The organism is Bradyrhizobium sp. SBR1B, assembly GCF_014198205.1.
In the GTDB taxonomy this organism is placed as follows: Bacteria; Pseudomonadota; Alphaproteobacteria; order Rhizobiales; family Xanthobacteraceae; genus Bradyrhizobium.
Window position 1 is genome coordinate 107,570 of sequence record NZ_JACIHC010000001.1, and the last position, 26,050, is coordinate 133,619.

The 26,050-nt window shown below is 64.6% G+C and carries 24 protein-coding genes, 1 tRNA gene and 1 pseudogene; 7 read left to right on the forward strand and 19 right to left on the reverse strand.

Annotation, left to right across the window (positions count from 1 at the left end; genetic code table 11):
- Positions 1-109: 109 nt before the first annotated feature.
- Both GGD61_RS00585 and GGD61_RS00590 read left to right on the forward strand, forming a co-directional pair.
- Entirely contained in the window at positions 110-400 is a 291-nt protein-coding gene (locus GGD61_RS00585; protein WP_092260146.1) for a hypothetical protein, read from the forward strand.
- A 451-nt stretch (positions 401-851) separates the two neighbouring features.
- The gene (locus tag GGD61_RS00590) at positions 852-1,817 is read left to right on the forward strand and encodes an AraC family transcriptional regulator (RefSeq protein WP_183229863.1); all 966 of its coding nucleotides are present in this window, start codon (positions 852-854) and stop codon (positions 1,815-1,817) included.
- A 77-nt stretch (positions 1,818-1,894) separates the two neighbouring features.
- Here the strand turns inward: GGD61_RS00590 and GGD61_RS00595 are convergent.
- From GGD61_RS00595 to GGD61_RS00605, 3 genes are all read right to left on the reverse strand, one after another.
- Positions 1,895-1,971: transfer RNA gene (locus GGD61_RS00595), tRNA-Arg, on the reverse strand.
- 155 nt (positions 1,972-2,126) lie between these two features.
- Entirely contained in the window at positions 2,127-2,594 is a 468-nt protein-coding gene (locus tag GGD61_RS00600; RefSeq protein WP_092260148.1) for a hypothetical protein, read from the reverse strand.
- 160 nt (positions 2,595-2,754) lie between these two features.
- A complete protein-coding gene (locus GGD61_RS00605) occupies positions 2,755-3,327 on the reverse strand; it encodes a hypothetical protein (RefSeq protein ID WP_177237285.1) in 573 nt (190 codons plus the stop codon).
- Between the two features lie 182 nt (positions 3,328-3,509).
- Here GGD61_RS00605 and GGD61_RS00610 point away from each other — a divergent pair, with 182 nt between their 5' ends.
- Positions 3,510-3,893 (forward strand): VOC family protein, encoded by a 384-nt coding sequence (locus tag GGD61_RS00610; protein ID WP_092260152.1) that lies wholly within the window; start codon positions 3,510-3,512, stop codon positions 3,891-3,893.
- Positions 3,894-3,935: 42 nt separating this feature from the next.
- On the opposite strand, the gene GGD61_RS00615 is transcribed toward GGD61_RS00610, so the two are convergent.
- Complete coding sequence (locus GGD61_RS00615; RefSeq protein ID WP_092260154.1) at positions 3,936-4,433, reverse strand: hypothetical protein; 498 nt, start codon at positions 4,431-4,433, stop codon at positions 3,936-3,938.
- 259 nt (positions 4,434-4,692) lie between these two features.
- Here GGD61_RS00615 and GGD61_RS00620 point away from each other — a divergent pair, with 259 nt between their 5' ends.
- Positions 4,693-5,046: a GrlR family regulatory protein gene (locus tag GGD61_RS00620; RefSeq protein WP_026202721.1), complete on the forward strand. Its 354-nt coding sequence runs from the start codon at positions 4,693-4,695 to the stop codon at positions 5,044-5,046.
- A 61-nt stretch (positions 5,047-5,107) separates the two neighbouring features.
- Here the strand turns inward: GGD61_RS00620 and GGD61_RS00625 are convergent, their stop codons facing one another.
- The 11 genes and pseudogenes from GGD61_RS00625 to GGD61_RS00675 all read right to left on the reverse strand — a co-directional run bounded on the left by GGD61_RS00625 (position 5,108) and on the right by GGD61_RS00675 (position 20,739).
- On the reverse strand, positions 5,108-7,795 hold the full coding sequence (locus GGD61_RS00625) for a PAS domain S-box protein (RefSeq protein ID WP_092260156.1): 2,688 nt from the start codon (positions 7,793-7,795) through the stop codon (positions 5,108-5,110).
- Between the two features lie 119 nt (positions 7,796-7,914).
- Entirely contained in the window at positions 7,915-8,829 is a 915-nt protein-coding gene (locus tag GGD61_RS00630; protein ID WP_183229865.1) for a DMT family transporter, read from the reverse strand.
- Between the two features lie 79 nt (positions 8,830-8,908).
- Positions 8,909-9,724 carry an NUDIX hydrolase gene (locus tag GGD61_RS00635; protein ID WP_092260160.1) on the reverse strand — a complete coding sequence of 272 codons (816 nt, stop codon included), beginning with the start codon at positions 9,722-9,724 and terminating at the stop codon, positions 8,909-8,911.
- A 4-nt stretch (positions 9,725-9,728) separates the two neighbouring features.
- Positions 9,729-10,682 (reverse strand): dihydrodipicolinate synthase family protein, encoded by a 954-nt coding sequence (locus tag GGD61_RS00640; protein ID WP_092260162.1) that lies wholly within the window; start codon positions 10,680-10,682, stop codon positions 9,729-9,731.
- Between the two features lie 129 nt (positions 10,683-10,811).
- Entirely contained in the window at positions 10,812-11,690 is an 879-nt protein-coding gene (locus GGD61_RS00645; protein WP_092260163.1) for an SDR family oxidoreductase, read from the reverse strand.
- 191 nt (positions 11,691-11,881) lie between these two features.
- The gene (locus GGD61_RS00650; protein ID WP_092260165.1) at positions 11,882-12,742 is read right to left on the reverse strand and encodes a MaoC family dehydratase; all 861 of its coding nucleotides are present in this window, start codon (positions 12,740-12,742) and stop codon (positions 11,882-11,884) included.
- Positions 12,743-12,963: 221 nt separating this feature from the next.
- Positions 12,964-13,353, reverse strand: coding sequence for a Zn-ribbon domain-containing OB-fold protein (locus tag GGD61_RS00655; protein ID WP_018322310.1), 390 nt, complete (start codon positions 13,351-13,353; stop codon positions 12,964-12,966).
- Positions 13,353-14,510, reverse strand: coding sequence for a thiolase domain-containing protein (locus tag GGD61_RS00660; RefSeq protein ID WP_092260167.1), 1,158 nt, complete (start codon positions 14,508-14,510; stop codon positions 13,353-13,355). The genes GGD61_RS00655 and GGD61_RS00660 overlap by 1 nt, the downstream gene beginning before the upstream one ends.
- Positions 14,511-15,469: 959 nt before the next feature.
- Positions 15,470-15,898: pseudogene (locus GGD61_RS00665) on the reverse strand (DUF4262 domain-containing protein); the annotation flags it as partial.
- Between the two features lie 120 nt (positions 15,899-16,018).
- A complete protein-coding gene (locus tag GGD61_RS00670) occupies positions 16,019-17,020 on the reverse strand; it encodes a hypothetical protein (RefSeq protein ID WP_244550740.1) in 1,002 nt (333 codons plus the stop codon).
- Between the two features lie 227 nt (positions 17,021-17,247).
- Complete coding sequence (locus GGD61_RS00675; protein WP_092260171.1) at positions 17,248-20,739, reverse strand: indolepyruvate ferredoxin oxidoreductase family protein; 3,492 nt, start codon at positions 20,737-20,739, stop codon at positions 17,248-17,250.
- 284 nt (positions 20,740-21,023) lie between these two features.
- On the opposite strand from GGD61_RS00675, the gene GGD61_RS00680 reads away from it, so the two are divergent.
- Entirely contained in the window at positions 21,024-22,262 is a 1,239-nt protein-coding gene (locus GGD61_RS00680; protein WP_092260173.1) for a cytochrome c, read from the forward strand.
- A gap of 39 nt (positions 22,263-22,301) precedes the next feature.
- Here the strand turns inward: GGD61_RS00680 and GGD61_RS00685 are convergent, their stop codons facing one another.
- Positions 22,302-22,946 (reverse strand): trimeric intracellular cation channel family protein, encoded by a 645-nt coding sequence (locus GGD61_RS00685; protein WP_018322304.1) that lies wholly within the window; start codon positions 22,944-22,946, stop codon positions 22,302-22,304.
- A gap of 165 nt (positions 22,947-23,111) precedes the next feature.
- On the opposite strand from GGD61_RS00685, the gene GGD61_RS00690 reads away from it, so the two are divergent.
- A complete protein-coding gene (locus tag GGD61_RS00690; RefSeq protein ID WP_018322303.1) occupies positions 23,112-23,504 on the forward strand; it encodes a hypothetical protein in 393 nt (130 codons plus the stop codon).
- 77 nt (positions 23,505-23,581) lie between these two features.
- Here GGD61_RS00690 and GGD61_RS00695 read toward each other — a convergent pair whose 3' ends face one another.
- From GGD61_RS00695 to GGD61_RS00705, 3 genes are all read right to left on the reverse strand, one after another.
- Entirely contained in the window at positions 23,582-24,391 is an 810-nt protein-coding gene (locus tag GGD61_RS00695) for an oxaloacetate decarboxylase (RefSeq protein ID WP_092260176.1), read from the reverse strand.
- 72 nt (positions 24,392-24,463) lie between these two features.
- Positions 24,464-24,814, reverse strand: a complete 351-nt coding sequence (locus GGD61_RS00700) for an antibiotic biosynthesis monooxygenase (RefSeq protein ID WP_092260178.1) — start codon at positions 24,812-24,814, stop codon at positions 24,464-24,466.
- 24 nt (positions 24,815-24,838) lie between these two features.
- Positions 24,839-25,147 (reverse strand): NIPSNAP family protein, encoded by a 309-nt coding sequence (locus GGD61_RS00705; RefSeq protein WP_018322300.1) that lies wholly within the window; start codon positions 25,145-25,147, stop codon positions 24,839-24,841.
- A 203-nt stretch (positions 25,148-25,350) separates the two neighbouring features.
- On the opposite strand from GGD61_RS00705, the gene GGD61_RS00710 reads away from it, so the two are divergent.
- Positions 25,351-26,049: a helix-turn-helix transcriptional regulator gene (locus tag GGD61_RS00710; RefSeq protein ID WP_177237286.1), complete on the forward strand. Its 699-nt coding sequence runs from the start codon at positions 25,351-25,353 to the stop codon at positions 26,047-26,049.
- Position 26,050 lies beyond the last annotated feature (1 nt).

Below are 26,050 nucleotides of genomic sequence, written 5' to 3' on the forward strand. Positions count from 1 at the left end.
CTGCGGCGGACCGGCTGAAGATTTGTTCATCAGCATTACATTTCGGTTCCGCCACAATTTGATCAGAACAACTTCGATATCCTGGATCGCGTCAGCGGAGGAAGACATCATGAATCTCAAGATCGGCCTCGTCGCCGCAGCCCTGTTCGGCGCCATGTTCGGTGCTTTGGCGGCATCGCCGGCGGCGTCTGCCATGCCCATCGCGCCCGCGCCTGCAACGCCGCAGGCCTCCGGCATCGAGCAGGTCCGCATGGTCTGCGACGCCTGGGGGCGCTGCTTTTGGCGTCCGAACTACTATGGGTATTACGGGCCCCGGCCGTATTACGGCCCCCGGTATTATGGGCCGCGCTATTACGGTTACGGTCCACGCTATTATGGCCCACGCTATCGCCGCTGGTGACATCTGGAGGGGCCCTCGGGGCCCCTTCGCTTTTGCGAGATCATTCCTTGCGCCGTCATCGCCGGCTTGGAGCGATTCCGAAACTGATCCAGATCAAAGATGAAATCGGCCCGCACCGTCATTCTACGGCGATGGCGGACTTGATCGTTTTCCGATGCCCCCAGACGGGCATGAACGTACAGACGGATCTTGAGAAGCAGCTGAGGCAGGAGAGACGGAGCTTTGCATCCTTCGCATGTCCCGCCTGCACACGGCTGCATTTCATCGACCTCGCCTCCGGCCAGCCGATGAGCCGGGAACGTTGACGATGGCATTGATCCGACGGAGGTCATGGCATGACGTCCGCAATACTACGGCCTGAAATTCGGTTTACTGAAACGCGATGTTTCGCCATTGATGACGGTGTATCGACGTTCATTTGATTGTCACATTTCAGCAGCCGGCCAGACCCATGTTGTTCGACGCCCTCGCTCCGTCCTCCGCCCTTCAACTGATCGGCTTTGCCGACGTCGATGCGTTTCGGCCGATCGAGACGATGGAGGACGCCAGAAGCATTCCGCTCGACATTCCGAACTTCGCCGCGGCCCGCGCCGCCGTCTCCCTGCCGGCGTGCCGCATCATCATGATGAGATCGTTCGCGCGCATCCTCGACACCGCCTATCGGATGCCGGGCGGAATGGTGATCCTGTCCATGACCGACGACCTCCAGGTCAACTTCAAGGGCTTGGATCTCGACGCGCGCTTCTTCGTGACGCTCCGCGGCAACGATGAATGCCACTTCGTCGAGCCTCAGACCAATCATCATGCAATGATTATCTTCTCCCCCGAGCTGAGAGACCGGGGCTGGTTCGATCAGGCCGACGATTTGCGGGCTCATGTCGCGAACCGGCCCGCCCTGCTGCACACGCGGCAGCTCCTGCTCGACATCCTGCGAACCGCCTCAATGCAGCCGCTCCTGTTCGAGACCACCGAGGCGGCGGCCCATCTGCAGGAGGGCCTGCTGCTCGCACTCGACGATCTGTTTCAGATCGATTCGATGTCGGATCGGAGCGCCTCGGTCCAGGGCGAGCGTTCGATCAAGCTTGTAGAGCGGATCGACGATTACCTCGCAGCCCATCCGACCGTACCGATCTATACCGCCGATCTCGCCGGCGAGTTCGGCGTCTCGATCCGCACCCTCGGCGGCGCAGTCAGCAAGGTGCGTGGCATGAGCCTGCACCAGTACATTCGCCTCAAGCGGCTGTGGGCGACCCGCGCCCGCCTGCTCAAGGGCGGCGGCGCCACCGTCGCCATATGTGCGCGCGCGCAGGGCTTCCATCACATGGGCGAGTTTGCCGCGGCTTACCGCGCGACGTTCCACGAGGCGCCCTCCGACACGCTGGCCCGCGGACGGCAAGGCGGCGTCTCGTCATTCTGACCGACGCGGCAAGCCCTCGCGAGGCTGCGCGGCATCAGCGCCGTTCTGGAACATATCTGGAACGCCAACGAGATGATTGGCGCGCTCGGAAGGATTCGAACCTCCGACCCTCGGAATCGAAATCCGATGCTCTATCCAGCTGAGCTACGAGCGCCCTGGCCCGGACACGGGGCCAAAAACCGAGACTTGCCAGACCGGCAGCTGACGAGCCAGCACACCGGACGGCGGTTCGGATGGGTTCGAATTAGCAGAGAGGCCGACCAATAAAAAGCCCTCCCCGCCTCGTTTCGAGACGGATCGAAGGCGCTCTCACCAAGTGGTGTTGAAGAGCCCGAAATGCGGCTGCTGAGCGACCAGCATCATCGGCCGTCCCTGCTGCGGCGCCGGATGCGTCCTGGCGACCTTGCGCTTGGGCTGAACCGGAGCCTTGACGGCGGTATCAGTCTTCAGCGGCGGCGTGAACTGGGCGAAGGTCTCGCGCACCCGCGCCTTGGCTGACTGCTCGGCCAAGGCCGCCGACTGGGCCTCCTGCACGGGCGGCTGGGGAGCCACAACCGCGGCGGTCTTCACAGCCGGCGCGGCAATCGTCGGCTGGCTGGTGTCGAGCACGACGCGCTCAGGCAGGTGCCGATCGGACCGGATTCGGATCAGGGGCTGATCGTTGCTTACGGTCGCAACGGCTTGCGCCACGGGCGCCGCCGGGAAAGCGAAATTCACCGCGAACAACAGTGCAAGCAAAGCTCCACCGACAAAGGTGAAATATCGAAAGATGGGCATTGGCCGCGCTCCGCCCCCCGCATCCCCGCGTGGGCTCTCCGCCTCAACAGGCGATCTCTTATTTGGTTCCTGGCCCGGCCCTTCGGTTCAAATGGCGATGCGAGGTTTTTTCGCCAAGGACCAATGAGGGTAACTTTTCCGCTACCGGAACATTCCGCCGTTAAGCACGGCGTGCTGCAACCAGCGAGCATTTCGCCTGATCGGCATTCACGTTGATGAAGCCCACGGGGATATGCGCAAAGGTCTTGCGGCTCTTCATGCTGACCGGATCCGCCAGCACGCGGCTGCGGTTGGTGAGATGACTGCCGTCGCGCCGCGCAAACGCGCAGACGATCTCGACATCCTTTACGGCATAGTCATTGTCGTTTCGCAGCGTGAACGTCACCAGGGCTCTCGAGCCAAGGCCGCCGCGGCGCCAGGTCTGCGATGAAATCCTGAGACGACCGAGGTCTGCCATCGCCGGTGCCTGGGCTTCCGAGACCGGCGACAACGCTGCGGCCGCATCGGCCGAAGGAGCCGCCTCGACGGCCGCCAGCTCCGCCTTCACCGGCTCAGCACTGTTTCCCTTGGACAGAGGCAGCAGCATCCAGACGCCGCAGCCGACAATGATGGCCGCGATCAGCCACAGAAGGCTGCGGCCAAATGAGACGCTCGCAATTGTCACGGCCCGCGCCACTCGTTCGCCGGTCCCGGCAAAGCGCCTCAATCCGATCCGGTCGAGCCTGGCGTTCATGGTTGCATCACCGATCGCGGCCAAAGCCCATTCAACGACGGACCCCGCCACTGCTTACCTTAAATCCGGAACAGGAACTAAGGTTCCCGCGCAGTTGCGAATCGGCAAGGACGGTGGCGATCACCGCCCGCCGCCGCTAACATGCGCTGCAACATCGCCGAAGGCCCGTTGGGAGAATTGAAATGCCAGTCGTCACTTGGGATCACGTCCATCTGCGCAGCCCCGATCCGGAGGCCACGGCGGCCTGGCTGCGGGACATCCTCGGTGGCGAGGTCGTGCATGCGCCGGGACGGATCGACGTGAATCTGGGCGGCGCCAGGATCTTCATCGCGCCGCTCGAGGGCGACAACGCCGTCAACGCGCCGCCTCCGCACCCGCATCAGGGTCTCGACCATTTTGGCCTGACGGTGAAGGACATCGACGCCGTTGCGGCCGAGATCAAGGCCAAGGGCGTCACGTTCACGCGCGAGCCGACCACGATCCGGCCCGGCGTGCGCATCTGCTTCATCCGCGGCCCCGAAGGCATCTCCATCGAGCTGCTCGAGCGCGACAAGAAATATACCTGATCCGGCGCGCGCATCACCAGACGCGACACGCCGCCGGCGCGGTTACGTCATGCTGCCGGGCATGAAGCAGCGAATGCTGACGCCCATGTAGCCGTAGATCGGCCATACCATGGTGCGCCCTACCCGGTTGGGCTCGGAGATCAGGGCTTCCTCGGGAACGTCGACCCAGACGAGTTCCTGCGGCTGCCCTTCGAGCCCGGAGCCATAGCGCGGGAGGCGGACACGATAGTGCCCGTCCTTGCTGTCCCAGTCGGTGTCCGCGAGCGCCGAACCGTCGGCATCGGAGCAGCACGGCCCCTTGCCGCTGCGCAGGCCATCGAACCAGGCCTTCAGATCGGCATTGGTGTTGACGAACTGGCCGCGGTCGCGCGCGTGCCCGAAGGGGGCTGCGAGTGCAACCAGGACCAGGGCGCCTGCCAGCCGCGTCACGCTTCGCCAGCGTGTTGCGCTGCTGGAACGCCGTCGTTCGCTTTTGCAATTGGTGGGACGCGCACTGTACAGACGCGGCTCATCGCCGCCGGAATCGATCCAGTTGCTCATCGTCTTGCTCCAGCACCCCGCGGCCAGTGCAACAATGGTTATGCATTTCGCGGGCCAACCCTGATTCGCAGGCGGCCGGCCTCGCCTCATCATCAGACCGTCATGACGGCGTCACGCACAAGCCGGGACAACTACGGCTCGCGGCGGCAACTTCCCGTGGTCGGCCGGCAAACTGCCGCGTTGCGCGAGAGGATGCGCTTTGGCATAAAAGCGGGACCGGTTACGCCATTGGGCGATGGCGGCCGGCCTGCGGGACGTTATGAAAAACGGTCTCTACTCGATTCACGTGACCCTGCTCGATGGTCGAGCCGGCAAGGGCAGCGGCGTGATCCTTTTTCGCGACGGCAAGATCCTTGGCGGCGACGCCTACCTCTATTACACCGGCAGCTACGTGGTGAAGGACGACACCACCTTCAAAGGTGAGGTGCTGGTGCAACGACACACCTCGCCGCGCGGCGACGACAATCCGCTGTTCGGCGGTCCTGCTCCCGTGGGTATCGGCGTCAGCGGGACCTACACGGACACGCGCGCGGAAATGACGGGCACGGCGCTGGTCGGCAAGGCCAGCCTGATTTTCGGCGCAACGCTGCACAAGCTTGCTGAAGCTGATTAGGAGCATGATCCGGAAAAGTGTGCTGCGGTTTTCCGAAAAGATCATGCTCAAACAATAGAAGCTACTCGGCAGCCTGCTCCAGCGGCGCCGTGCGCGGCAGGATGATCTGGATGCGGGTGCCGCTGCCAGGTTCGGAATCGAGATCGAGCCGCCCGCCGAGCCGGTTGGTGACGATGCTGTAGACAATGTGCAGTCCAAGACCGGTGCCGCCCTGGTCGCGCCGCGTCGTGAAGAACGGATCGAAGGCGCGGCGACGGACGTCGAGCGACATGCCGCAGCCATTGTCGGAGAAGATGATCTCGACATTGTCCTTGCCGGACTCGCGCACCTGGATGTCGATCGTCCCGGGCCGGCCGTCCGGGAAGGCGTGCGCCACCGAATTGAGAAACAGATTGGTCAGCACCTGGCCGTATGGGCCCGGATAGCTGTTCATGGTCAGATCCGGCTGGCACTCGACGTTGAGCGTCAGATTGTGCTTGCGCAGGCCCGGCCTCAGACTCATCACCACCTGCTCGGTGAGGTCGCCGAGATCGAAGCTGCGCTGGTCCGAATAGTTGCGGTCGGCGGCGACCTGCTTGAACGACTGGATCAGCTCGGCTGCGCGGTTGAGATTGGAGACGAGCTGCGAAGATGCGTCGCGGCTGGTGCTGAGGAAGTCGTTGAGCGTGGAGCGGCGCAGCTCGCCCCGCTCGACCTCGGCGGTGAACATCGCGGTCTTGCGCTCCAGCGCGGAGGCGACCGTGAGGCTGATGCCGACGGGATTGTTGACCTCGTGGGCGACGCCGGCGACGAGGCGCCCGAGCGCGGCGAGCTTCTCGGCCTCGATCAGCGAGGCCTGGGTCTCGCGCAGGTTGCGCAGCGCGGTCTCGGCGGACTCCTTGGCTTTGCGCATCTCCTGCTCGCCACGCTTGCGCTCGCCGATGTCGAGCGCGACGGTGACGATCCGCTCGATCTCGCCCTCGGCATCGAGCAGCGGCAGCTTGTTGACCAGCCATTGCCGCATGTTGCCGGAGGCGTCCTTGTATTCCTCCTCGTAGAAGCCGAGGCCTTTTCGAAGCTTGAGCACCCGCTTGTCGCTCTCGTCGGACTTGGCCGCGCCATAGCGCGACATCAGGTCGGCCGTGGTGCGGCCGAGCGCGTCGCCGGGTTCGATGCCGAAGATGCCGGCCATGTAGCGGTTCATCAGCACATAGCGCAGGTCGCGATCCTTGACGTTGATCACCGCGGGCACGGTGTCGATGACCTGCTGGAGCAGGCGCCGGCCTTCGGCGATGGCGTCTTCCGCCCGCTTCTGGTCGGTGATGTCGCGCAGCGTGCCCTCGTAGCGGACGATGTTGCCCGCTTCATCGCGCACACCGGTGGCGCTGTCGGAGAGCCACAGGATGTTGCCGCTGCGCTGGCGCACCTGGTACTCGAACTCGCGCACCATGCCGTCGCGCGCCATCAGCCGCTGGTATTCGACGCGTGCCTCGGGATGGACGTAGATGGTGTGGGCGATGTCGTTGATGCTGTCGATGAGGTGCTGCGGGCTGTCATAGCCCATCATCCGCGCCAGTGCCGGATTGGCGTTGAGCAGATCGCCGGAGGGCGTCGTGACGTAGATGCCGTCGACCGATCCCTCGAACAGTTTCCGGTAGCTCTCTTCGGCGAGCCGCTGCTCGGTGAGAGCGCGCACCGCCGCCTCCCGCGCCGTGTCGGCCTCCTCCAGCGCGCGGCGGAACACTTCGGCTGCGCGGGCGATGTCGCCGATCTCGTTGTCGAGGTCGGCGGACGGGATCGAGGTGTCCTTCCGGCCCGCCGCAAGCGCGCGGATCGAGCGGGCGATCTGGGCGAGCGGACGCACCGTCCTACGCACGACGAACAAGGCAGCGCCGATGCCGATCAGCACGCCGATGGTGCCGAGCACGATGCTCTGCCATCGCGCTTCCGTCAGCGTCCGGGCAAAGTCACGCGACAGCACGTGGCCGCGCCGATCACTGACCTCGCGCAGCAATTCGGTGACACGACCGATCAGCCGGCCCTCGGTTCCCAACACCTCGCGGTCGATGTCGGCGATCTGCCGCTCGCGGACGGCCACGGCCATGATGGCCTCGGCGTAATCGTTGACCGCCGATTTCAGCTTGGCATCGGCAATGTTCAGTCCCCGCATGTTCTGCGCGGCCTGCTCCGCCGCTGACGGGTTGCGCGCGAGAAGCCCGAGCGCGATCCGGCTCTGCGCCTCCGACAGGCGCGAGGCCAGCTCACGGTCGGCGGTGCCGGAGACGGCCACATCGAACTGTTCGCGCAGCGGCGGCAGGCCGGCGAGCAGCTGGGCGCGGCGGTCGATCAGGGTCGAGATCCGCTCGAGGCCGGTCCGATAGGTCGCGAGCCGCTCGGTCACCCCGTCGATCATGTCCTGCTGCTCGGGGGCGAGCTCGATGCGGGTCTTCTTCAGGATGTCGCTGAGGGTCGAGGCCGCCTCGCCGACCTGCTTGAACTGGATGCCGGCGCCGGGATCGGTGACGAAGTCGCGCGCGGCGAGCCGCAGCTCATTCATGCGGCGATCGATGTCCTCGGCGAGGTCGCCGACGCTCTGGAGCCGCTGCAGCTCGGCGAAGGTCGTATCGATGTGCCGGATCGCGATCACGCTCGCGGTCGACGTGACGATGATCACCGCCAGCACCAACAGGAAGCTGCCGAAAGTGAGCTGGCCGATGGAGAGCGAGAATGTTCGCTTTTTCTCAGGGGTCGGCGTCAATTCGGCGGACATTGGGCTTTGAGGGACCGGGATATTTGGAGGCCCAATATACGACGTATTGCGGCCCCGGGGAAACATGCCTCGGGCCGCCGTTTATCCTTAATATTGGCCTCGGAGCCCCCTTGCCCGATCTATGACGGTTTGACGCTTGCCTGCCGCCGGGCCGGGATCGTCATGGCGGCGACGCCGAGGACGACGCAGGCAAGCCCGATCCAGGCGGTCCGGCTCAGGCTCTCGCCGAGCAAGGCGACGCTGATGGCGACGCCAATGGGCACCCGCAGATAGGCCTGCGCGGTGGTGCCGACCGAGCCCAGGGTCTGGATCAGGCGGAAATAGATCGCAAACGCCGCCGCCGTCGAGAACAATGCGAGCGCGAGGAGCGCCACAACCGAGCTGGGCGACGGCGACAGCGTCCAGGGCTGCTCGACCACGAGCGAGGCCGGGATCAGGACCGCCGCCCCGGCCAGCAGCGAGCCGGCTGCGGGCGCCATTGGGTCGAGGCCTTTGAAGCTGCGGCCGAAGATCGCGGCGCAGGCGTAGCAGATGGTGGCGGCGACGATAGCCGCCTCCGCGAGGAGACCGCTGCCGATGTCGTGGAAGGCATCGACGCCGACGATCAGCAGGATGCCGGCCATGCCGGCGATGACGCCGAACAGCTTTCGCGGGCTCGTCGCCTCGTGGCGGGTGACGACCGCCGTGAGCAGGAAGGTGAAGACCGGGCCGGCCGAGTTGAGGATGGTGGCGAGCGCGGCATCGACATGGCGCTCGCCCCAGGCGATCAGCGTCCAGGGGATGACGCTGTTGAGCACGGCCTGGAAGGCGAAGCGCTGCCAGGTCGCTGCGTCCGTGGGCATCCTGATGCCGCGCGCCCACATCACGGCGAGCAACAGGAGGCCTGCGATCGTGGTCCGCGCCGCGATCAAGGTAATCGGGGGAATGGTGGCGACGCCGAGCTTGATGAAGGTGTAGGAGCCGCCCCACAGCGTTGCGAGCGCGACCAGGAGCGCCAGCTCGACGGCGATGTTGGTATCCTGCCGGCTGTCCATTTCGCGCGGTCCGTCCCGTTGTCAGGACGGAACCTAGCGCGTCTGCGATCGCAGATAGTTCGTTACGTGTCGAAGTGTATTAGCCCACCGCCCCGACCTCGAACACCTCGCCGTCATAGCCAGCCTCGCGGGGAATGCGCAGCTGGCGGCCGGTTTCGGTCTTGGTCATGACAGGCATCACCGTGATGATCGACATGCCGCGGGCATGGTCGAGCGCGTCTTTCACGCTGCCCTGTTTCGCAAGGCGAATCAGATTGCGCGTGGTCGGGAACGGCAGCTTGAAGCGGCCGCTCTCGCCGCCCTCCACCGCCTCGCGCGGCGAGACCCAGATCGAATCGGTCGACTCCCTTCCGTCATGGGCGCCGAGCTGATCGGGTGGCGCCGCCGCAAGGAAGAACCAGGTATCGAAGCGCTTGGGCATGCCCTCCGGCGTGATCCAGTGCGCGTAAGGCACCAGCGTGTCGAGCGCGAGCTGAAGGTCGTTGTCGACCAGGATGCTCAGGAAGCTGACCTTGTGCTCGTTGAGCGCGACGCGGTGCTTGTCGGCGATCTCGCCGGCACGCCTGGCATCGACAGGCGCGCCCGTCCCCTTCGACCGCGCCAGCAGGATGCCGCTCTCCTCAAAGGTCTCGCGGATCGCAGCGATGCGAAAACCGCGATCCGCCTCGCTGAGGCCTTCACCGCCCGAATACAGGTCGGAGCGCGCAACGATCTCGTTGTCGCCGGCATCGACGCTGCCGCCGGGAAACACCAGCGCGCCCGAGTTGAACTCGATCTGATGATGGCGGACCATCATGAAGACTTCGATTTCGCCACGGCCCTTGCTATCGGCCTTGGCGCCATCACGGAGCAGGAGGATCGTCGACGCCGGGCGTGATGCTGATGTCTCGGTCATCCAACTAACCTGCGGCGCTGGATTGCGGGCCGAGATTGGCGCGCTTGTCGACACGGGCGACTCGCGACAGCAGGTACTCGACCTCGGCCTTCGCCGTCGCCGTGATGGACGCGCCGGGCTTGCGCTGGGCGCTGGAGGCGATGACGCCGCGCTTCTGCAGCACGTGTTTGCGGATGGTCAGGCCGACGCCGGGCTGCTGCTCGTAGCGGATCAGCGGCAGATGGGCGTCGAACAGGTCATGCGCGGCATCGCGCTTGCCGGCCTTGGAGAGGTTGACGACGTCGATCAGAAGCTCCGGGAAGGCGTAGCCGGTCATGGCGCCGTCGGCGCCGCGCTCCATCTCGAAGTCCAGGAACGTGCCGCCATTGCCGCACAGAATCGAGAGCGGACGGAGCGAGCCGTCCTTCTGGAAGCCGCGAAGCGTCGTGATCTTCTCCAGGCCCGGCCAATCCTCGTGCTTGAGCATCACGCAGTTCGAATTGTCCATGACGATCTTGCGGATCACGGCGGGGGTGAACACCACCGAGAGCGTCAGCGGATAGTCCTGGAGCACCCAGGGAACATCCGGCCCGATCGCTTCCGCCGCCTGCTTGAAATAGCCGACGATCTGGTCGTCGGTCCGAAGCGACGGCGGCGGGGCGATCATGACGCCGGCCGCACCCGCGTCCATCGAGGCCTTCGCCAGCGAGCGCATGGTGGCAAAGCCCGGCGCGGAGACGCCGACGATCACCTGCATCTTCTTGGCGCGCTTGACGAAGCGCACCGCCACCTGCTCCGCCTCGGCCGCGTCCAGCTTCGGCGCCTCGCCGAGGATGCCCAGCACCGTGACGCCGTCGCAGCCAACCTCCTCGTAGAAATCGGTCAGGCGGTCGATCGAGCGCTCGTCGATCCGGCCGTCGTCGTGGAACGGCGTCGGCGCGATTGCGAAAGTGCCCTTGGCGTCGGCGGTCAGTTTCATTTAGTCCTCGTCTCTGTTCGTCATTCCGGGGCGGCTCGCAGAGCCGAACTCTGGTGCGCAATTGCGCACCTGAGAATCTCGAGGTTCCGGGTGCGATGCTTTGCATCGCCCCGGAACGACAACAACAGCCTAAAACCGCCGCGCACCCATCTTGATCTGCTCCTCGGAGAAGAAGATCTCCTTGGCGTGATCGGCGATGTCCTGGGCCTTCCAGCCCGTGTGCGGCGGTTTCCAGCCTTCCATTTCCATCATCCGCATCTCGCGCACGCCGCGGGGCCCGGACACACCCAGCACCTTGCCGGTCTGGTCGCCCGACAAGTCGCTGACCATGTATAGCACGGCCGGCGCGATGCCGTCCGGCCCCAGCGCCGCGGAGGGGTTCTCCTTATAGCGGGGCAGGTCTGCGGTCATGCGGGTCAGGGCGCCCGGGGCCAGCGTCCAGATCCGGATGTTGTACTTGCGGCCCTCGATCGCCAGCACGTTGGACAGGCCCCAGATGCCGCCCTTGGCCGCGCCGTAATTGGTCTGGCCGAAATTGCCGATCAGGCCCGAGGTCGAGGCGGTGTTGACGATGACGCCGCCGCCATTTTCCCGCATCCAGCGAAACACCGGCATGGTGCAACAAAAGGTACCCTTCAGATGCACCTTGATGACCTTGTCCCAGTCGGCTTCGGAAGCCTTGTGAAAGGTCTGGTCGCGCAGGATTCCGGCATTGTTGACCAGGATGTCGGCGCGACCGAAATGCTTGATGGCGTCGTCGAACACCGACTGGCCGCCCTCCATGGTGGAGATGTCGGCGCCGTTGGCGATCGCCTTGCCGCCTTCGGCCTTGATCGCGTCCACCACGAGTTGCGCCATCGACTTGTCGGCGCCGGAGCCGTCACGGGGACCGCCGAGGTCATTGACGACGACCGAGGCCCCTTCCCGCGCAAACAGCTTCGCGTAGGCCTCACCGAGCCCGCCGCCCGCGCCGGTGATCAGCGCGACCTTGCCGTCGAGTAGTCCCATGGTGGCTTCTCCCTGTTTTGTTTTTCTTCGCCTCTTCCCGCGTGCGGGGAGAGGCCTGAAATCGAGCGCAGCTTGATTTCAGGGTGAGGGGGAGCCTCCGCGAGCTCAACTGTCACTGTCCCCGGGGAAACTCCCCCTCACCCCACCCTCTCCCCGCAAGCGGGGCGATGGAGTGAAGCACCAGTGTCCGCCTAACCCAGTACCGTCTTGCCGTTCTTGATCACGGTGACACCGCGCGACTTCACCTTGGCTTCGAACGAGATCACGTTGCCGTCCTTCCAGAGGTCCATGGTCACGGTCTCGCCGGGATAGACCGGCGAGGAGAACCGCGCGACGTGCTGGCGGAAGGCGCTCGCGTCGTAGTCGGCGTAGGTCTGCAGCACGCCGCGGCAGGTGATGCCGTAGGTGCACATGCCGTGCAGGATCGGACGCGGAAAGCCGGCCTTCTTGGCGAACTCGGGATCGCTATGCAGCGGGTTGCGGTCGCCGCAGAGGCGATAGACCAGCGCCTGGTCGGGGCGCGTGGTGATGTCGATGGTCTTGTCGGGTGCGCGTGACGGGATCTTGTGCGGATCGGGCTGGGTCAGGCTCGGCCCGCCAAAGCCGCCGTCGCCGCGGGCGAAGCGCGAGGCGACGAGGGTCGCGAGCTTCTCGCCCTTCTCGTTCTTCAGCACGGTCTGGTGCGCGATGACGACGCCCTTGTCCTTGCCCTTGTCGTAGACTTCGACGACGGAAGAGTCGGCCGTGATGTGCGCGGCGACCGGCAGCGGCTGGTGGAAGGTGATGTCGCGCTCGCCATCGACCACCATGACGCGGTTGAGGTTCATCTCGCCGGGACCCGCGCCCCACGCCGCGACGGACGCGAATGTCGGCACCACCTTGAGCGGCCGCGGCGTCAGCGTGCCCTCGTTGACGAAGGCGAGCTCATTCTCGTCCATCGGATCGGCGCCGAGCCCGATGCCGTAGGCGTAGAGCATCACCTCGCGATCGGTGTAGGCGTATTTCTGGCCGAGGTTTTTCAGTCCTTTGAGCTCTTCGTATCTGGCGGACATGTTGTTTGTCTTCCTCCCGAGTTTCTTATCCGCAGGCGGCGATGCCCGTGAATGTGCCCTCTCCCCTTGTGGGAGAGGGCAGCACCGCTCTTGCAACAAAGTCACTTGGGTGAGGGGTTGGCTCCGCATTGACACTTCTCGTGCGGAGAGAGACCCCTCACCCGGCAGCCTTCGGCTGCCACCCTCGCCCACAAGGGGAGAGGGTTACATCTTGCTTCGTGTCAGGCAGGCGTGAAGAACGGCAGTGGCGCGCCATCCGTCGGCTTAAACACCACTTTCACCTTCTGGCCGATCTTGAGCTTCTCCAGATCGCAGTCGACGAAATTGGTCTGCACCGACGGCCCCTCCTTCAGCGTGACGTAGCCGATGGCGTAGGGGCCGGTCGGCGACTTCCGCATCAGGCTCCAGGTGTAGATCGTCCCCTCGCCCGAGGCTTCCTCCCACACCGTCTTGTCGGAGTAGCAGAACGGGCAGATCGAGCGCGGGAAATAGTGCGCTTCGCCGCACGCCGTGCAGCGCTTGATCATGAACTTGCCCTGCTTCGCCGCATCCCAGAACGCGGCGGTCTCGGGGTTCGTGACCGGTGCCGGATATTTCTTCGTCTCGCTCATCACACGCGCTCCAGAATGGCCGTCGAGGCGGCGTGGCGAACTCCCAAAAGGCCGCCGGTGCCGTGAGCGATGGCGAGATCGCAATTCTTGACCTGCACCTTCGGATGCGCCTCGCCGCGCAGCTGCCGCACGGCCTCGATGATCTTGGTCATGCCGCCGCGGTTGACCGGATGGTTGCTGCAGAGGCCGCCGCCGTCGGTGTTGAATGGCAGCTTGCCGACGCCCGAGATCAGATTGCCGTCGGCGACGAACTTGCCGCCCTCGCCTTTCTTGCAGAAGCCGAGATCCTCGAGCTGCATCAGCACCGTGATGGTGAAGCTGTCATAGATCGAGGCGTATTTGATGTCCTTCGGCGTGATGCCGGCTTCCGCGAACGCACGCGGGCCGGACCAGATGCCGGCGGAGTAAGTGAGATCGAGATCCTTGCCGCCGCGCGGGCCCTTCATCGCCTCGCCATGGCCGATCAGCTTGACCAGTGGCTTCTTCAGGCTCCTGGCGATCTCCGGCGTCGTCACGATCAGCGCGCCGCCGCCGTCGGAGACGACGCAGCAATCCATACGATGCAGCGGATCGGAGATCATCGGCGAGTTCAGGACATCCTCGACGGTGACGACGTCCTTGAGCATCGCATGCGGATTGTATTGCGCGTGATGCGAGGCCGCGACCTTGATCCAGGCGAGCTGCTCTGAAGTTGTGCCATAGTCGTGCATATGGCGCATGGCACACATGCCATAGGCATTGTGCGTGGTCGCCCCGTAAGCGGATTCGAAATCGACCTCGGCACCGGCCGCACGCGGCGGCATCACACCGGTGCGGGGCTTGCCGGCGAGCGTGATCAGCGCAATCGAGCACTTGCCCGCCGCGATCGCCTCGGCGGCATGGCCGAGATGGATGATGTAGGAACAGCCGCCGGTCTCGGTGGAGTCAACGTGGCGGAGCTTCTTGGTGTTCAGGCCGAGATAGTCGACCATCGGCCAGGCGCCGCCGGGCGCATCGCCCGCGCAGAAATAGCCGTCGACATCGTCCTTGCTGATCCCGGCATCCTCGATCGCGCCCTTGGCGACCTCGGCGTGGAGCTGGGCGGTGGATTTGTCCGGCGCATGCCGGGTCGGGTGTTCGTAGATCCCGGCAATGTAGGCCTTGCCCTTGATGGTCAAACTTCAGGTCTCCGCTGGCGTTTCTTAATTGCCCCGTTTTTCTGAACCGCACTGGGCAGATTGGCAAGCGCGGAAATATTCCGCCCCGCGAGAGGGCAGCGGGTCGGCGCAACTCCCAATCCCGTCATCCTGAGGTGCGAGTGATGGGGCGCAGCGTGCCCCATCAGGAGCCTCGAAGGATGCACGGCCAAGCTATCTCGACGCCCGCTGAGCGACAGCCGGGCCGTCGCCCTTCGAGGCTCGCCGAAGAGGCGAGCGCCTCAGGGTGACGGTCTAGATGACCGGCTCGCTCTCACATCGCAGACACACCCCCGCATCCTCGCGGCCCATCTCGCCCGAGCTTTGCTTCCGTCTCGCTCCCTCCTTGAACAGAGGGCGCAGGGAAGACCGGGTGCCGGCTGGGCACCCACGGTCCGCTGTGCGCGATTGCGCGAAGAACAGATGCACAGCGGCATACAGGTGCGGCCAAACATCCGGCCTTCCCTGCGCAGTGGCTTTACGGCTTATGTCGTGCTCTCCCCGGGGAGCGATGCACTATTGCCCCCGTCGCCTTGAAATTACTCGCAAGACTTGACGCCAGCCTGCGGGCGTCAGGACCACACGATTTTGCCGTACGCGAGACCGCGCCCGTCGTGCACGAGACAATCGCCCGCGCCACGCAGCCCGCGTCCACCGCCGCTCACCCCGCGTTTCGTGACGATCGCGATACGCCCCTCTTGAGGGATGAGGTGGCGGACCGATACGACAATTCCGAATTTCGGTAAAGTGGAATGTTTTTGCGCGCGGGGATTGACTCGTCTCTTGGATGTTTCGCCCGGCGGTAACACAAGGGGTGGTGTCGTAGGGTGGGCAAAGCGACTTGTCCGCCGTAGCTCGGAGAGCGAAGGCGGAAGCGTGCCCACGTCTTTTGCGCAATCATGGCGAGGTCGTGGGCACGGCGCTTCGCGCCTTTGCCCACCCTACGGGACCTTGCGCCGTCCCAACCAGTTGCCTTCCGTCAGGTGGGGCTGTGCGGCACGGGCCTCAGCGGTTGCCTCCGCAGCCCTGGGAAAATGCCCGTCGCGATCGGGGTACGCGACTTGCAGGCATTCGAACTCATCATTGCCGTAGAACCATCTGCTCCATCCGAGATGCGAGCGGTAGAGCTGCAACGACACCGGAAGGAGCACGGCGGCGACATTCTCAAACAGCGCATCCGTGGGCTCGCCGACCAGCGGTCGCCGTCCTGCGTCGAGTTCGTGGTAGATCGTCCAGAACGTATCCTGGGCGGTCTGCTGTCCCATTGAAAACACGATCATCTCCGGAAACCTGAACTTCAGCCAGAATCCGGTCGTGTAGGCGAAGCCCGGTCCTTCGCCATCGGAGAAGACATGCGTGCCAAACCAGCCGTGATTGCGAACTTTCTCGACGAAGTTCTGCTCGTGCTTATCGAGCCGATCGGGAGGCGCATCAAGAGCTGTGAACGTTGCTCGCTCGTCCGATACGAGGGGTGAAAGACAGACTCTTCGCTACGAGGCGGTGCTCGGGCGCGCGCGATAACGGAACGCGGTCAGCCCGGCGAACATCAGGCCGAGGACGAGAAAAACAGCGCCTCCCTTCACGCCAAAACTGTCCTGGTGTTGGCGCTCGGCCGCGTCGTCGACGATCAGGGGCCGCGCATCAGGTCTGCCCGAGAGATAGCGGATCCTGATCTGTCTGACGGTCTGGACGCCGTTGCGCGTGATCTGCCGCCAGAACGCCGGGCTGATATGGGTCGGTCCGTAGGCCTGCTGTCGTCCGCTCTTGTCGGTCCACGCCAGCGTCACGAGATAGCTCGGGGCCTCACCGGCCTTGTTCACCTCACCGTAGGCGCGGGTCACATCGGCGGTGGCGTCATCGCCATGGGCGAGGATCTCATTCAACGTGCTTTGCTCAATGTAGGAGTTCACCAGCATGTAGCCGCCGAATGGAAGCATCACAGCAGTCAGGGTCCCGAGGATGTAAGGAAAGGGACGCCTTGCTCCGGCGGCGATCGTCGCACTCCCCGGTCCGCCTCGACGCGCCGACCATGTCTGCCATCCGATCACGAGCATCAGGAGCACGGCGCAAACGCCTGCTCCCGCCGCCATGAACCTGGACGTGGACCGGATATGGTTCAGATGGTCGTCGAGATCTTCGACAATGACCGGAAGCGATGCATCGTCGTCAACAGCCTGAATGGGAATCGTCAGGAGCTTGAGCTGGTTGCCAACCATGATCCGCGCCGCATAGGCAGCACTGACCGCAATGCCCGTGCGCTCGCGCTGGACGCCATCCCTGCCGGTCCACTGCAATCCGATCGACAGATTTTCGTCGACATAGCGCGGCCAGCCGCCGTCAAACACGAACGGAAACCGCGGCGAGACGACTTTGGCCGAAATGATCTTTCCGGTGGTGCCATAGCCATCGCGCATGACACGTTCGATGGCATGCTGATTCCAGAACATCCCCAACGCCGCCAAAACACCGACGGCCAGAAACAGGATCAACACAGTGCGCAATGACATCGATCATCGCCCGCATAGCGCAGGGCCGCATCGCCCGGCGCGCCTCACTATCGCAAGTTGCTGATATCGCGGCGCCACAACTCTTGTCAAACGGATGAATTGTCGTCCGCTGGCGTAGGGCGGATTAGCCGATGGCGTAATCCGCCGTATTGATCGCCACGGCAATAGGTGTGGCGGATTTACGCTTCGCTAATCCGCCCTACGAGACCGCCCTACTCCGCCGCGATCTGCCTTGGCGCGGGCGGCGGGTTGGCCAAGTCCGCGGCGAGTTGGGCGTAGCGGGCCTTGGCGTCCGCGACCGCTTTCTCCTTCACCGGGCCGTAGCCGCGGATGCGGTCGGGCAGCGACAGCAGTTCCACCGCGGTGTCGATCGTCACCGGCGACAACAGGCCGAGCACGGTGGCGACGTCCTTCTCGTAGCCGGCGATCAGGTCGCGTTCGAGCTTGCGGTCGGCGCTGCGGCCGAAGATATCGAGCGGCGTGCCGCGCAGGAATTTGAGTTTCGCCAGCACGCCGAAGACGTTCAGCATCCAGGGGCCGAAGGCGCGCTTCTTCGGGCGTCCCAGCGCGTCGAGGCCACCGCCGAGGATCGGCGGCGCCAGGTTGAAGCTGAATTTGAAGTCGCCCTCGAATTGATCGCGGAGCTGCTGGGCGAAGGCCCCGTCGGTGTAGAGGCGCGCGACTTCGTATTCGTCCTTGTAGGCCAAGAGCTTGGCGTAGTTCACCGCAACCGCGCGCGGCAGCGCATCGCCATAACCGCCCTTCACTGCGGCATCGCGCACCTGGTCGATCAGCTTGCGGTAGCGCTTGGCGAGACGGCTGTTCTGATAGGCAGCGAGGTGCTTGGCGCGGTGCTCGATGACCTCGTCGAGGCTCATGGCGTCCAGCGTCTTGGGCGCAGCCACCTGGTCCGTACCCTTCAGCATGTTGGCAAGACGTGCGGGATCGGCGACCGCGAGCCGGCCGAGGCGGAAGGCTTCCTTGTTCATCTTGATCGAGACGCCGTTGACCTCGATCGCCTGTTCGATCGACTCCGCCGACAGCGGGAACAAGCCCTTCTGATAGGCGTAGCCCATCATCATCATGTTGGTGGCGATGCTGTCGCCGAGCAGCTGCTCGGCCGGCTTGGTGAAATCGAAGAACACCGAGTCCTTGTGCAGCGCGGTCTCCAAGAGCCCGTTCAGCTTGCGGGTCTGGAAGTTGAAGTCGCGGTTGAGGACGAAATCGGCGGTGGGGATGACGTGGCTGTTGATGATGCCGCGCGTCCGGGTGGAGTCGCAGAGCGAGATCGTGTCCTTGGCGACCGCGACCACCTCATCGGCGGCGAGCACGAGATCGGCCGTGCCGGTGACGATGCGCGAGCAGGTCACTTCCGCGGGGTGATCCGACAGGCGGACATGGCTGAGCACCGCCCCGCCCTTCTGTGCAAGGCCGGACATGTCGAGGATCATCGAGGCCTTGCCCTCGATATGGGCGGCCATGCCGAGCAGCGCGCCGATGGTGAGAACGCCGGTGCCGCCGACGCCGCCGACCGCGATGTTATAGGGCTTGTCGAGCGTCGGGCGCGAGGCCGGCTCGGGCAGCGCGCCGATATCGGCAAGCTCAGCCGGCGCACGGTGGCGCGGCTTGCCGCCGTCCACGGTGACGAAGGACGGGCAAAAGCCCTTGAGGCAGGAATAATCCTTGTTGCAGGACGACTGGTTGATGGCGCGCTTGCGACCGAACTCGGTCTCCAGCGGCTCGACCGAGATACAATTCGACTGCACCGAGCAATCGCCGCAGCCTTCGCAGACCGCGGGGTTGATCATGACGCGGCGCGCCGGATCTTCCATCAGGCCGCGCTTGCGGCGGCGGCGCTTTTCGGCGGCGCACGTCTGCACGAACACGATAGCCGATGTGCCCTTGTGTTCCCGGCACATCTTCATGACGTTTTGCAGCTCGTCGCGATGATAGAGCTTCACGCCCGGCGCGATGGTGCTGGCCGGATAGGCGTCGGGCGCCTCCGAGACAAGATAGATCTCGCGGATGCCTTCGGCGTGGAGCTGATGGGTGATCTGCTGCGGCGAGAGATCGCCGTCATGGCGCTGGCCGCCGGTCATGGCCACCGCGTCGTTGTAGAGGATCTTATAGGTGATGTTGGTCTTGGATGCCACCGCCTGGCGGATGGCGAGAAGGCCCGAGTGGAAATAGGTGCCGTCGCCGAGATTGGCGAAAATGTGGTTCTCGTTGGTGAAGGGTGCGATGCCGACCCACGGCACGCCCTCGCCGCCCATATGCGTAAAGGTCTCGGTCGAGCGGTCCATCCACAGCGCCATGAAATGGCAGCCGATGCCGGCGAGCGCGCGGCTGCCTTCGGGGACCTTCGTCGAGGTGTTGTGGGGACAGCCGGAGCAGAAATACGGAGTGCGGGAGACAGGGGCGACCGCTTGCATCTGGGTGGCCTGACGGCCGTTGAACCAGTCGGCCTTGGCGCGGAGCATCGAAGCAATCTCAGGATTGAGATTAAGTCGAAGCAGACGCTCGGTAAGCGAGGTCGCAAGCGAGGCGACGCTGAGCTCGGCGGCGAAGGTCAAAAAGCGCTTGTCGTGCTCGTCCATCTTGCCGACGATGCGCGGGCGCACGTCGTCGCGCCAGTTGAACAACACCTGCTTGACCTGGTTCTCGACGATCTCGCGGCGCTCCTCGACGATGAAGATCTCCTCCAGGCCGACGGCGAATTCATGCACGCCTTCCGGCTCCAGCGGCCAGGGCATGCCGATCTTGTAGAGGCGAAGGCCGATCTTGGCGGCGACCTCTTCGGTGACGCCGAGCTCGCGCAGCGCCTGACGGACGTCCTCATAGCTTTTGCCTGACGCCATGATGCCGAAGCGGGCGTTCGGCGAATCCATGGTGACGCGGTTGACCTTGTTGGCGCGCGCAAAGGCGATCGCGGCAAAGCCCTTGTAGTCCTGCAAGCGCCGATCCTGCTCGAAGCGATCGTCGGGCCAGCGCAGGTTGAGTCCGCCTTGCGGCATCTCGAAATCGGTCGGGATGATGAACGGCTTCATCTCGTCGGTGAGGTCGATCTCGGCGGTGGTCTCCACCGTCTCCGTGATCACCTTCATGCCGACCCAGCAGCCGGAATAGCGCGACATCGCGATGCCGAGCAGGCCCATCTCGATCATCTCGTGGATGCTCGAGGGATAGAGATACGGCATCAAGGCCGACATGAAGGCATGGTCGGACTGATGCGGGACCGTCGAGGATTTTGCGCCGTGGTCGTCACCGGCGAGACAGAGCACGCCGCCGTTCTTGGCCGAGCCTGCGGCATTGCCGTGGCGGAACACGTCGCCGCAGCGATCGACGCCGGGGCCCTTGCCGTACCAGATGCCGACCACCCCGTCATATTTCGCGCCGGGCGAGAGGTTAAGCTGCTGCGAGCCCCAGACGGCGGTGGCCGCCAGATCCTCGTTCACGCCGGGCTGGAACTTGATGTTGTATTGTTCGAGATGCTTGCGGGCGGCAAAGAGCTGCTGGTCGTAGCCGCCGAGCGGCGAGCCGCGATAGCCGGAGATGAAGCCCGCGGTGTTGAGGCCGCTGGCGCGGTCACGCCGGATCTGGGCCATGGGCAGGCGGACCAGGGCCTGGATGCCCGTGGTGAAGACGTGTCCGGTTTCCTGGGTGTATTTTTGATCGAGACTGATCGGACCCTGGTTGATTCCCATGTTGTCCTCTTTATCGCCCTGTTTCAGGTCTTTCCGACTTAAGCCGTTGCCTTCCCGTTGTTTTTAGCTAGGGCGCGCCGACCAATCTCGCCACTCTATGTCGGATATTTCACGATCCGCATCACAAATCTGGACCAAATGGAGCCCTGGGTAAAAATCGCAATTTCGTGGCCTGAAACACGTTGGGCATTTTCAATTTGTGTCACCATACCCCCACTGTGGCGAAATGAACTGATGCCCCTGTCGTGCCAGATGCGGGCGATTGGTCGCAGGAGAGACTTTCGATGCGGACGATTCTGGCTGGCGCGGCTGTTGTCGGCTTGGCGTTGTGCAGTGCGGTTGCAAGCGCAGCCGGCGCCGCCGAGCCGTCGCCGGAGCTGATCGCCTACGGCAAGACGCTGGTCGAGGCCGGCGACTGCGCAGGCTGCCACACCGCCGATCCGGCAAAACCGTTCGCGGGCGGCAAGCGCATCGACACGCCGTTCGGCGCGATCTATGCGCCGAACCTGACCCCGGACCGCGACACCGGGATCGGCGCCTGGAAAGATGCCGATTTCACCCGCGCATTGCGCACCGGCGTCGCGCCCGACGGCTCGAACTACTATCCGGCGTTCCCTTATCCCTACTTCACGAAGATGACGAAGGACGACACGCTGGCGATCCGCGCCTATCTCGGCACGCTTGCGCCCGTCGTCAACCGCAACAAGCCGCCGGAGCTGCGCTGGCCGTTCGGCTATCGCGGCCTGATGCGGGTCTGGAACGCGATGTATTTCAAGCCCGGCCTGTACGAGCCGGACCAGAGCCAGAGCGCGGCGTGGAACAGAGGTGGCTATCTCGTCACCGGGCTCGGTCATTGCGGGGCCTGCCACACGCCGAAGAACTATTTTGGCGCGGACAAACAGGCGCAGGCGCTCTCGGGCAACGAGGTCGGCGGCTGGTACGCGCCAAGGCTCGACGGCGCCTCCCGCACAGGCCTGAAGTCGTGGAGCGAGGCGGACATCGCCGAATATCTGCAGAGCGGGCGCAATGCCAGGAGCCATGCCGGCGGGCTGATGGCGGAGGTGGTCGTCAACTCAACGGCGAAGATGAGCGATGCCGATGTGCGCGCGATCGCGGTGTACCTGAAGAGCCTGCCGCCGTCGCGGCGCGAGACCATCGTGACGCCGCCTGATGATGCCGAGATGAAGGCGGGCCAGGCGGTCTACGCCAAGCTCTGCATCGCATGCCATGAAGCCGACGGCTCGGGTGCGCCGCGGATCTATCCGCCGCTGCCCGGCAATGCGCTGCTGCAATCGATCAATCCATCCTCCACCTTGCGCATCATCCTCGACGGCGCCCACACCGTGACTACCCCGCGCGCGCCCAACACCGGCGAGATGCCGCCCTATGCCAAGCTGTCCAATGAGGAGATCGCTGCGGTGACGAACTACATCCGCAACGCCTGGGGCAATGCGGCCCCACTGGTGACGCCGGCGCAGGTCGCGAAGGCAAGGAAGCAGGGGCGAATGGGGAGTAGCGAATAGCCAGATCTATCCGCTATTCGCCATTCGCGCGCGCGGCGCTCACCTCTCCTCATCCCCGGTGAACACGAATTTCGGCATCTCCCATTTGTAGCGAACCGCGAGCAGGCGGAAGCTGAGACCGAGCACGAAGGTCAGGATGGTCCAGAGCTCGGCATTGAGGTTGAGGCCGAAGGCGGTGGCGTAGAACAGTCCCGTCACGACCGAAACGCTGGCGTAGAGTTCGGATCGGAACAGCAGCGGCACGTCGTTGCAGAGCACGTCGCGCAACACGCCGCCGGCGCAGCCCGTCACCATGCCCGACACGATCACGATCGGCAGCGAGGCATCCATCTGCCAGCCGACGTTGCAGCCGATCATGGTGAAGACGACGAGGCCGATGGCATCGAGCACGATGAACGCGAGGTGCAGCCGATGCACCAGCCGCGCGATCAGGATCGTGAGCAGCGCCGCGCCACCCGGCAGCGCGAGGTAGATTGGGCTCGCCACCCACACCAGCGGGTAGTGACCGAGAAACAGGTCACGCAGCGTGCCGCCGCCGAGAGCGGTCACGCAGGCCAGAAGACAAACGCCGACATAGTCCATGCTGCGCCGGCCGGCGGCGAGTGCCGCCGTCATGCCCTCTGCCGTGATGGCGACGAGTCCCAGAAGATGCAGCACGCTATCCGTCGGCGGCAGGCTCCACATCGGCTTGTTCCCTTCGTCGCGGCCATGGAACCCGCGTCCAGTTCCCAGCCAGACAGGTTCCCGATTCCCGCCGGGAGGGCAACATCCGACGAAAGCATAAAACGGGCGGAACAGAAGCTCGCATCCCCGGGTTGTCACGGCGCAATCAACCAGGAGATTGAATCGATGGCTGACGACCGTTTTCCCAACGATCCGTACCGCCCGAACCTCGCCGACGATGAGTATCTTCGCGCGGCGCGCCGGGATGCCGACCTTCAGGCCGACCCCGAGCTTGGCGAAGGCCCCGCTTCCAGCGGCAAGGTTGCGTTGTTCGCCGTTGCGATTGCGCTGGTGCTGGGTGCCGTGTTCTACGGCCTGAACAATACCACCACTAGCAACCAGGCCAGCAACGCACCGGCCTCGCAGACGGCACAGACGCAGCCCACCAATCCGGCCGCGCCTCCCGGCATGCGCGACGTGACGCCACCGCGCAACAACGCCGAGCCGGGCGTGACCACGGGTGCGGCGCCGAGCAAGCCGGCCCCGGATACGCAGAAGCCGTCTGACGGCGCGAAGTAACACTTAGCAATAGCGCGTGTAAGCGGCGGGACTCAAAAAGTCCCGCCGCTTTTCGTTTCCTGGGCTGATCGTCGCCTTTAGCTGAACATCTTGTTCAGCTCGCCGCCGGAATAACCGCTGCCGAGCTCGGTGAACGTACCCTTCTCCGCCATCTCCTTTGCCGCACGCATGAAGCCGCCCCAGGCGGCGCGGGCGAGCGAGCCGCCGACGCTGATCCGGCGCACGCCGAGATCTTCGGCCTGCTGCAACGACAGGCCGGATGCGCCGATCAAGAGATTGAACGGCTTTGGTGCGACAGCCTTCACTACAGCAGAGATGTCCTCGCGGGTCTTCAGGCCCGGCGCATAGAGGCAGTCGGCGCCGGCATCGGCGTAAGCGGTGAGCCGGTCGATAACGAGCTTCAAGTCGGTCACGCCCCACAAATAGGCTTCGCAGCGGCCGACCAGCAGCGTGCCGCTGTCGCCGATCGCCTTGCGCGAGGCCTTGATGCGCTCGACCGCGAGTGCGCGATCGTAGAGCGGCCTGTCCTTGTCGCCGGTGGAATCCTCGATCGACAGGCCGGCAACGCCGGTGCGCACGCAGCGCTCGACATTGTCCGCGACCCTCTCAGGCTCGACCGCGAAGCCGCCCTCGAAATCGGCGTTGACGGGGATGTCGACGGCCGAGCTCAATGCTGCCAGGTGCTGACAGACATCCTCGACGCTGACGTGGTTGTCGGCCTTGCCGATGGTCCAGGCAAAGCCCGCGCTCGACGACGCAATCGCCTTGAAACCGAGATGCTGCAATGCCTTGGCGCTGCCGTTATCGACCGGATTGGGCAGGATGAAGCAGCCGCTTTCGTGCATCTTCTTGAAGGTCGCGCGCTTGTCCGCGGTCGTGACGTGCATGTTTCTTCTCCCTTGTTGGCCGCGCAGACATAGGCGTGCCGACACGGCAGCGCCAGTGCGCACCCGGCAGCGCTAGTGCGCGTCGTGCACCGCCCGGCTGTCCTTGGGCGCCTGCTCGCGATCATTCATGCCGTAGTCCCTGACGACGCTGGCGATGCGCAGGTGATAATCGGCAAAGATCTGCGCCCGGCCCTTCGCCTGGGTGCGGCGGTGCTCCATCGTGTTGCGCCAGGCCTGCACCGCCGCCTCGTCGCGCCAGAACGACACCGAAAGGATCTTGCCCTTCTCGGTCAGGCTCTCGAAGCGCTCGACCGAGATGAAGCCGTCGATGGTTTGCAGGATCGGCCTCAGATCGGCTGCGAGGTCAAAATAGTCCTGGCGGTGTTCCGGCTTCGGCCAGACCTCGAAGATCACGGCGATCATGGGCATCTCCTGCTGCTATCGGGCCTACAATACCACCTTGCGCAGGAAGGTGCGCTCTTCAGCGAGGATGAATTTGTGTTCCTCGGCGAAATGGAAATTCGCCATGCCCTCCGCATCCTGCCGCAACCGCGCGCGATAGGCCTCGTATGCGGCCAGACTCTCGAAGCTGATCAGCCCGAAGGCGATGTTGTTGGTGCCCTCATGCGGCATGAAATAGCCGATCAGGTCACCGCCGCATTTCGGGATGATGGTGAGCCAGCGCTTCGAATATTCCTCGAACTGCGCGCGCTTGAACGGGTCGATCTGGTAGCGGATGAAGACGGTGACGGACATGATGGCTCCTGTTTCTTCCGTCACTGCGAGCGCGGTCTCGTAGGGTGGGCAAAGGCGCGTCAGCGCCGTGCCCACCATTTCTCCGTAATAGCAACAGAACGTGGGCACGCTTACGCTTTGCCCACCCTACGCCTTCTCGCAATGACGACGTAGTGAGAACCTACGCCCTTGCCCGACCACAATGCTTCGGCTACCATCGAAGCATGAAATCAGGACCCGACATCGCCCTGGTCGCTTCGCTGGTCGGCGATCCCGCGCGCGCCAACATGCTCACCGCGCTGATGAACGGCCGCGCGCTCACGGCGAGCGAGCTGGCGCAGGAGGCCGGCATCACGCCGCAGACTGCGAGCTCGCATCTGGCCAAGCTCGAGGCCGGCGGGCTGGTCGAGCCGGAGAAGCAGGGCCGCCACCGCTACTATCGCCTCACCGACGACGACGTCGCCAGCGTGCTAGAGGGCCTTGCAGGCCTTGCCGCGCGCACCGGCCACATGCGCGTGCGCACCGGGCCGAAGGATCCCGCCTTGCGGCGCGCGCGGATCTGCTACGACCACCTCGCCGGCGATCTCGGCGTGCAGATGCTCGATTCCCTGCGCGAGCGGCATCTGGTCAAGCAGAAGAAGCAGGACATCGAGCTGACGGCCGAGGGCGAACGCTTTCTCGCCAGGCATCTGCAGATCTCGCCCGGCATGCTCACCCATCCACGTCGCCCGGTGTGCAAAGCCTGCCTCGACTGGAGCGAACGGCGCCATCATCTCGCCGGCACGCTCGGGGCCGCCATGATGCAGCGCTTCGCCGAGCTGAAATGGGCGGCTCGCGATGCCACGCCCGGCAGTCGTGTCGTCAACTTCACCCGCACCGGCGAGAAGCAGTTTGCCGCGCTGTTCGGCGACGGGAAGGACTGAT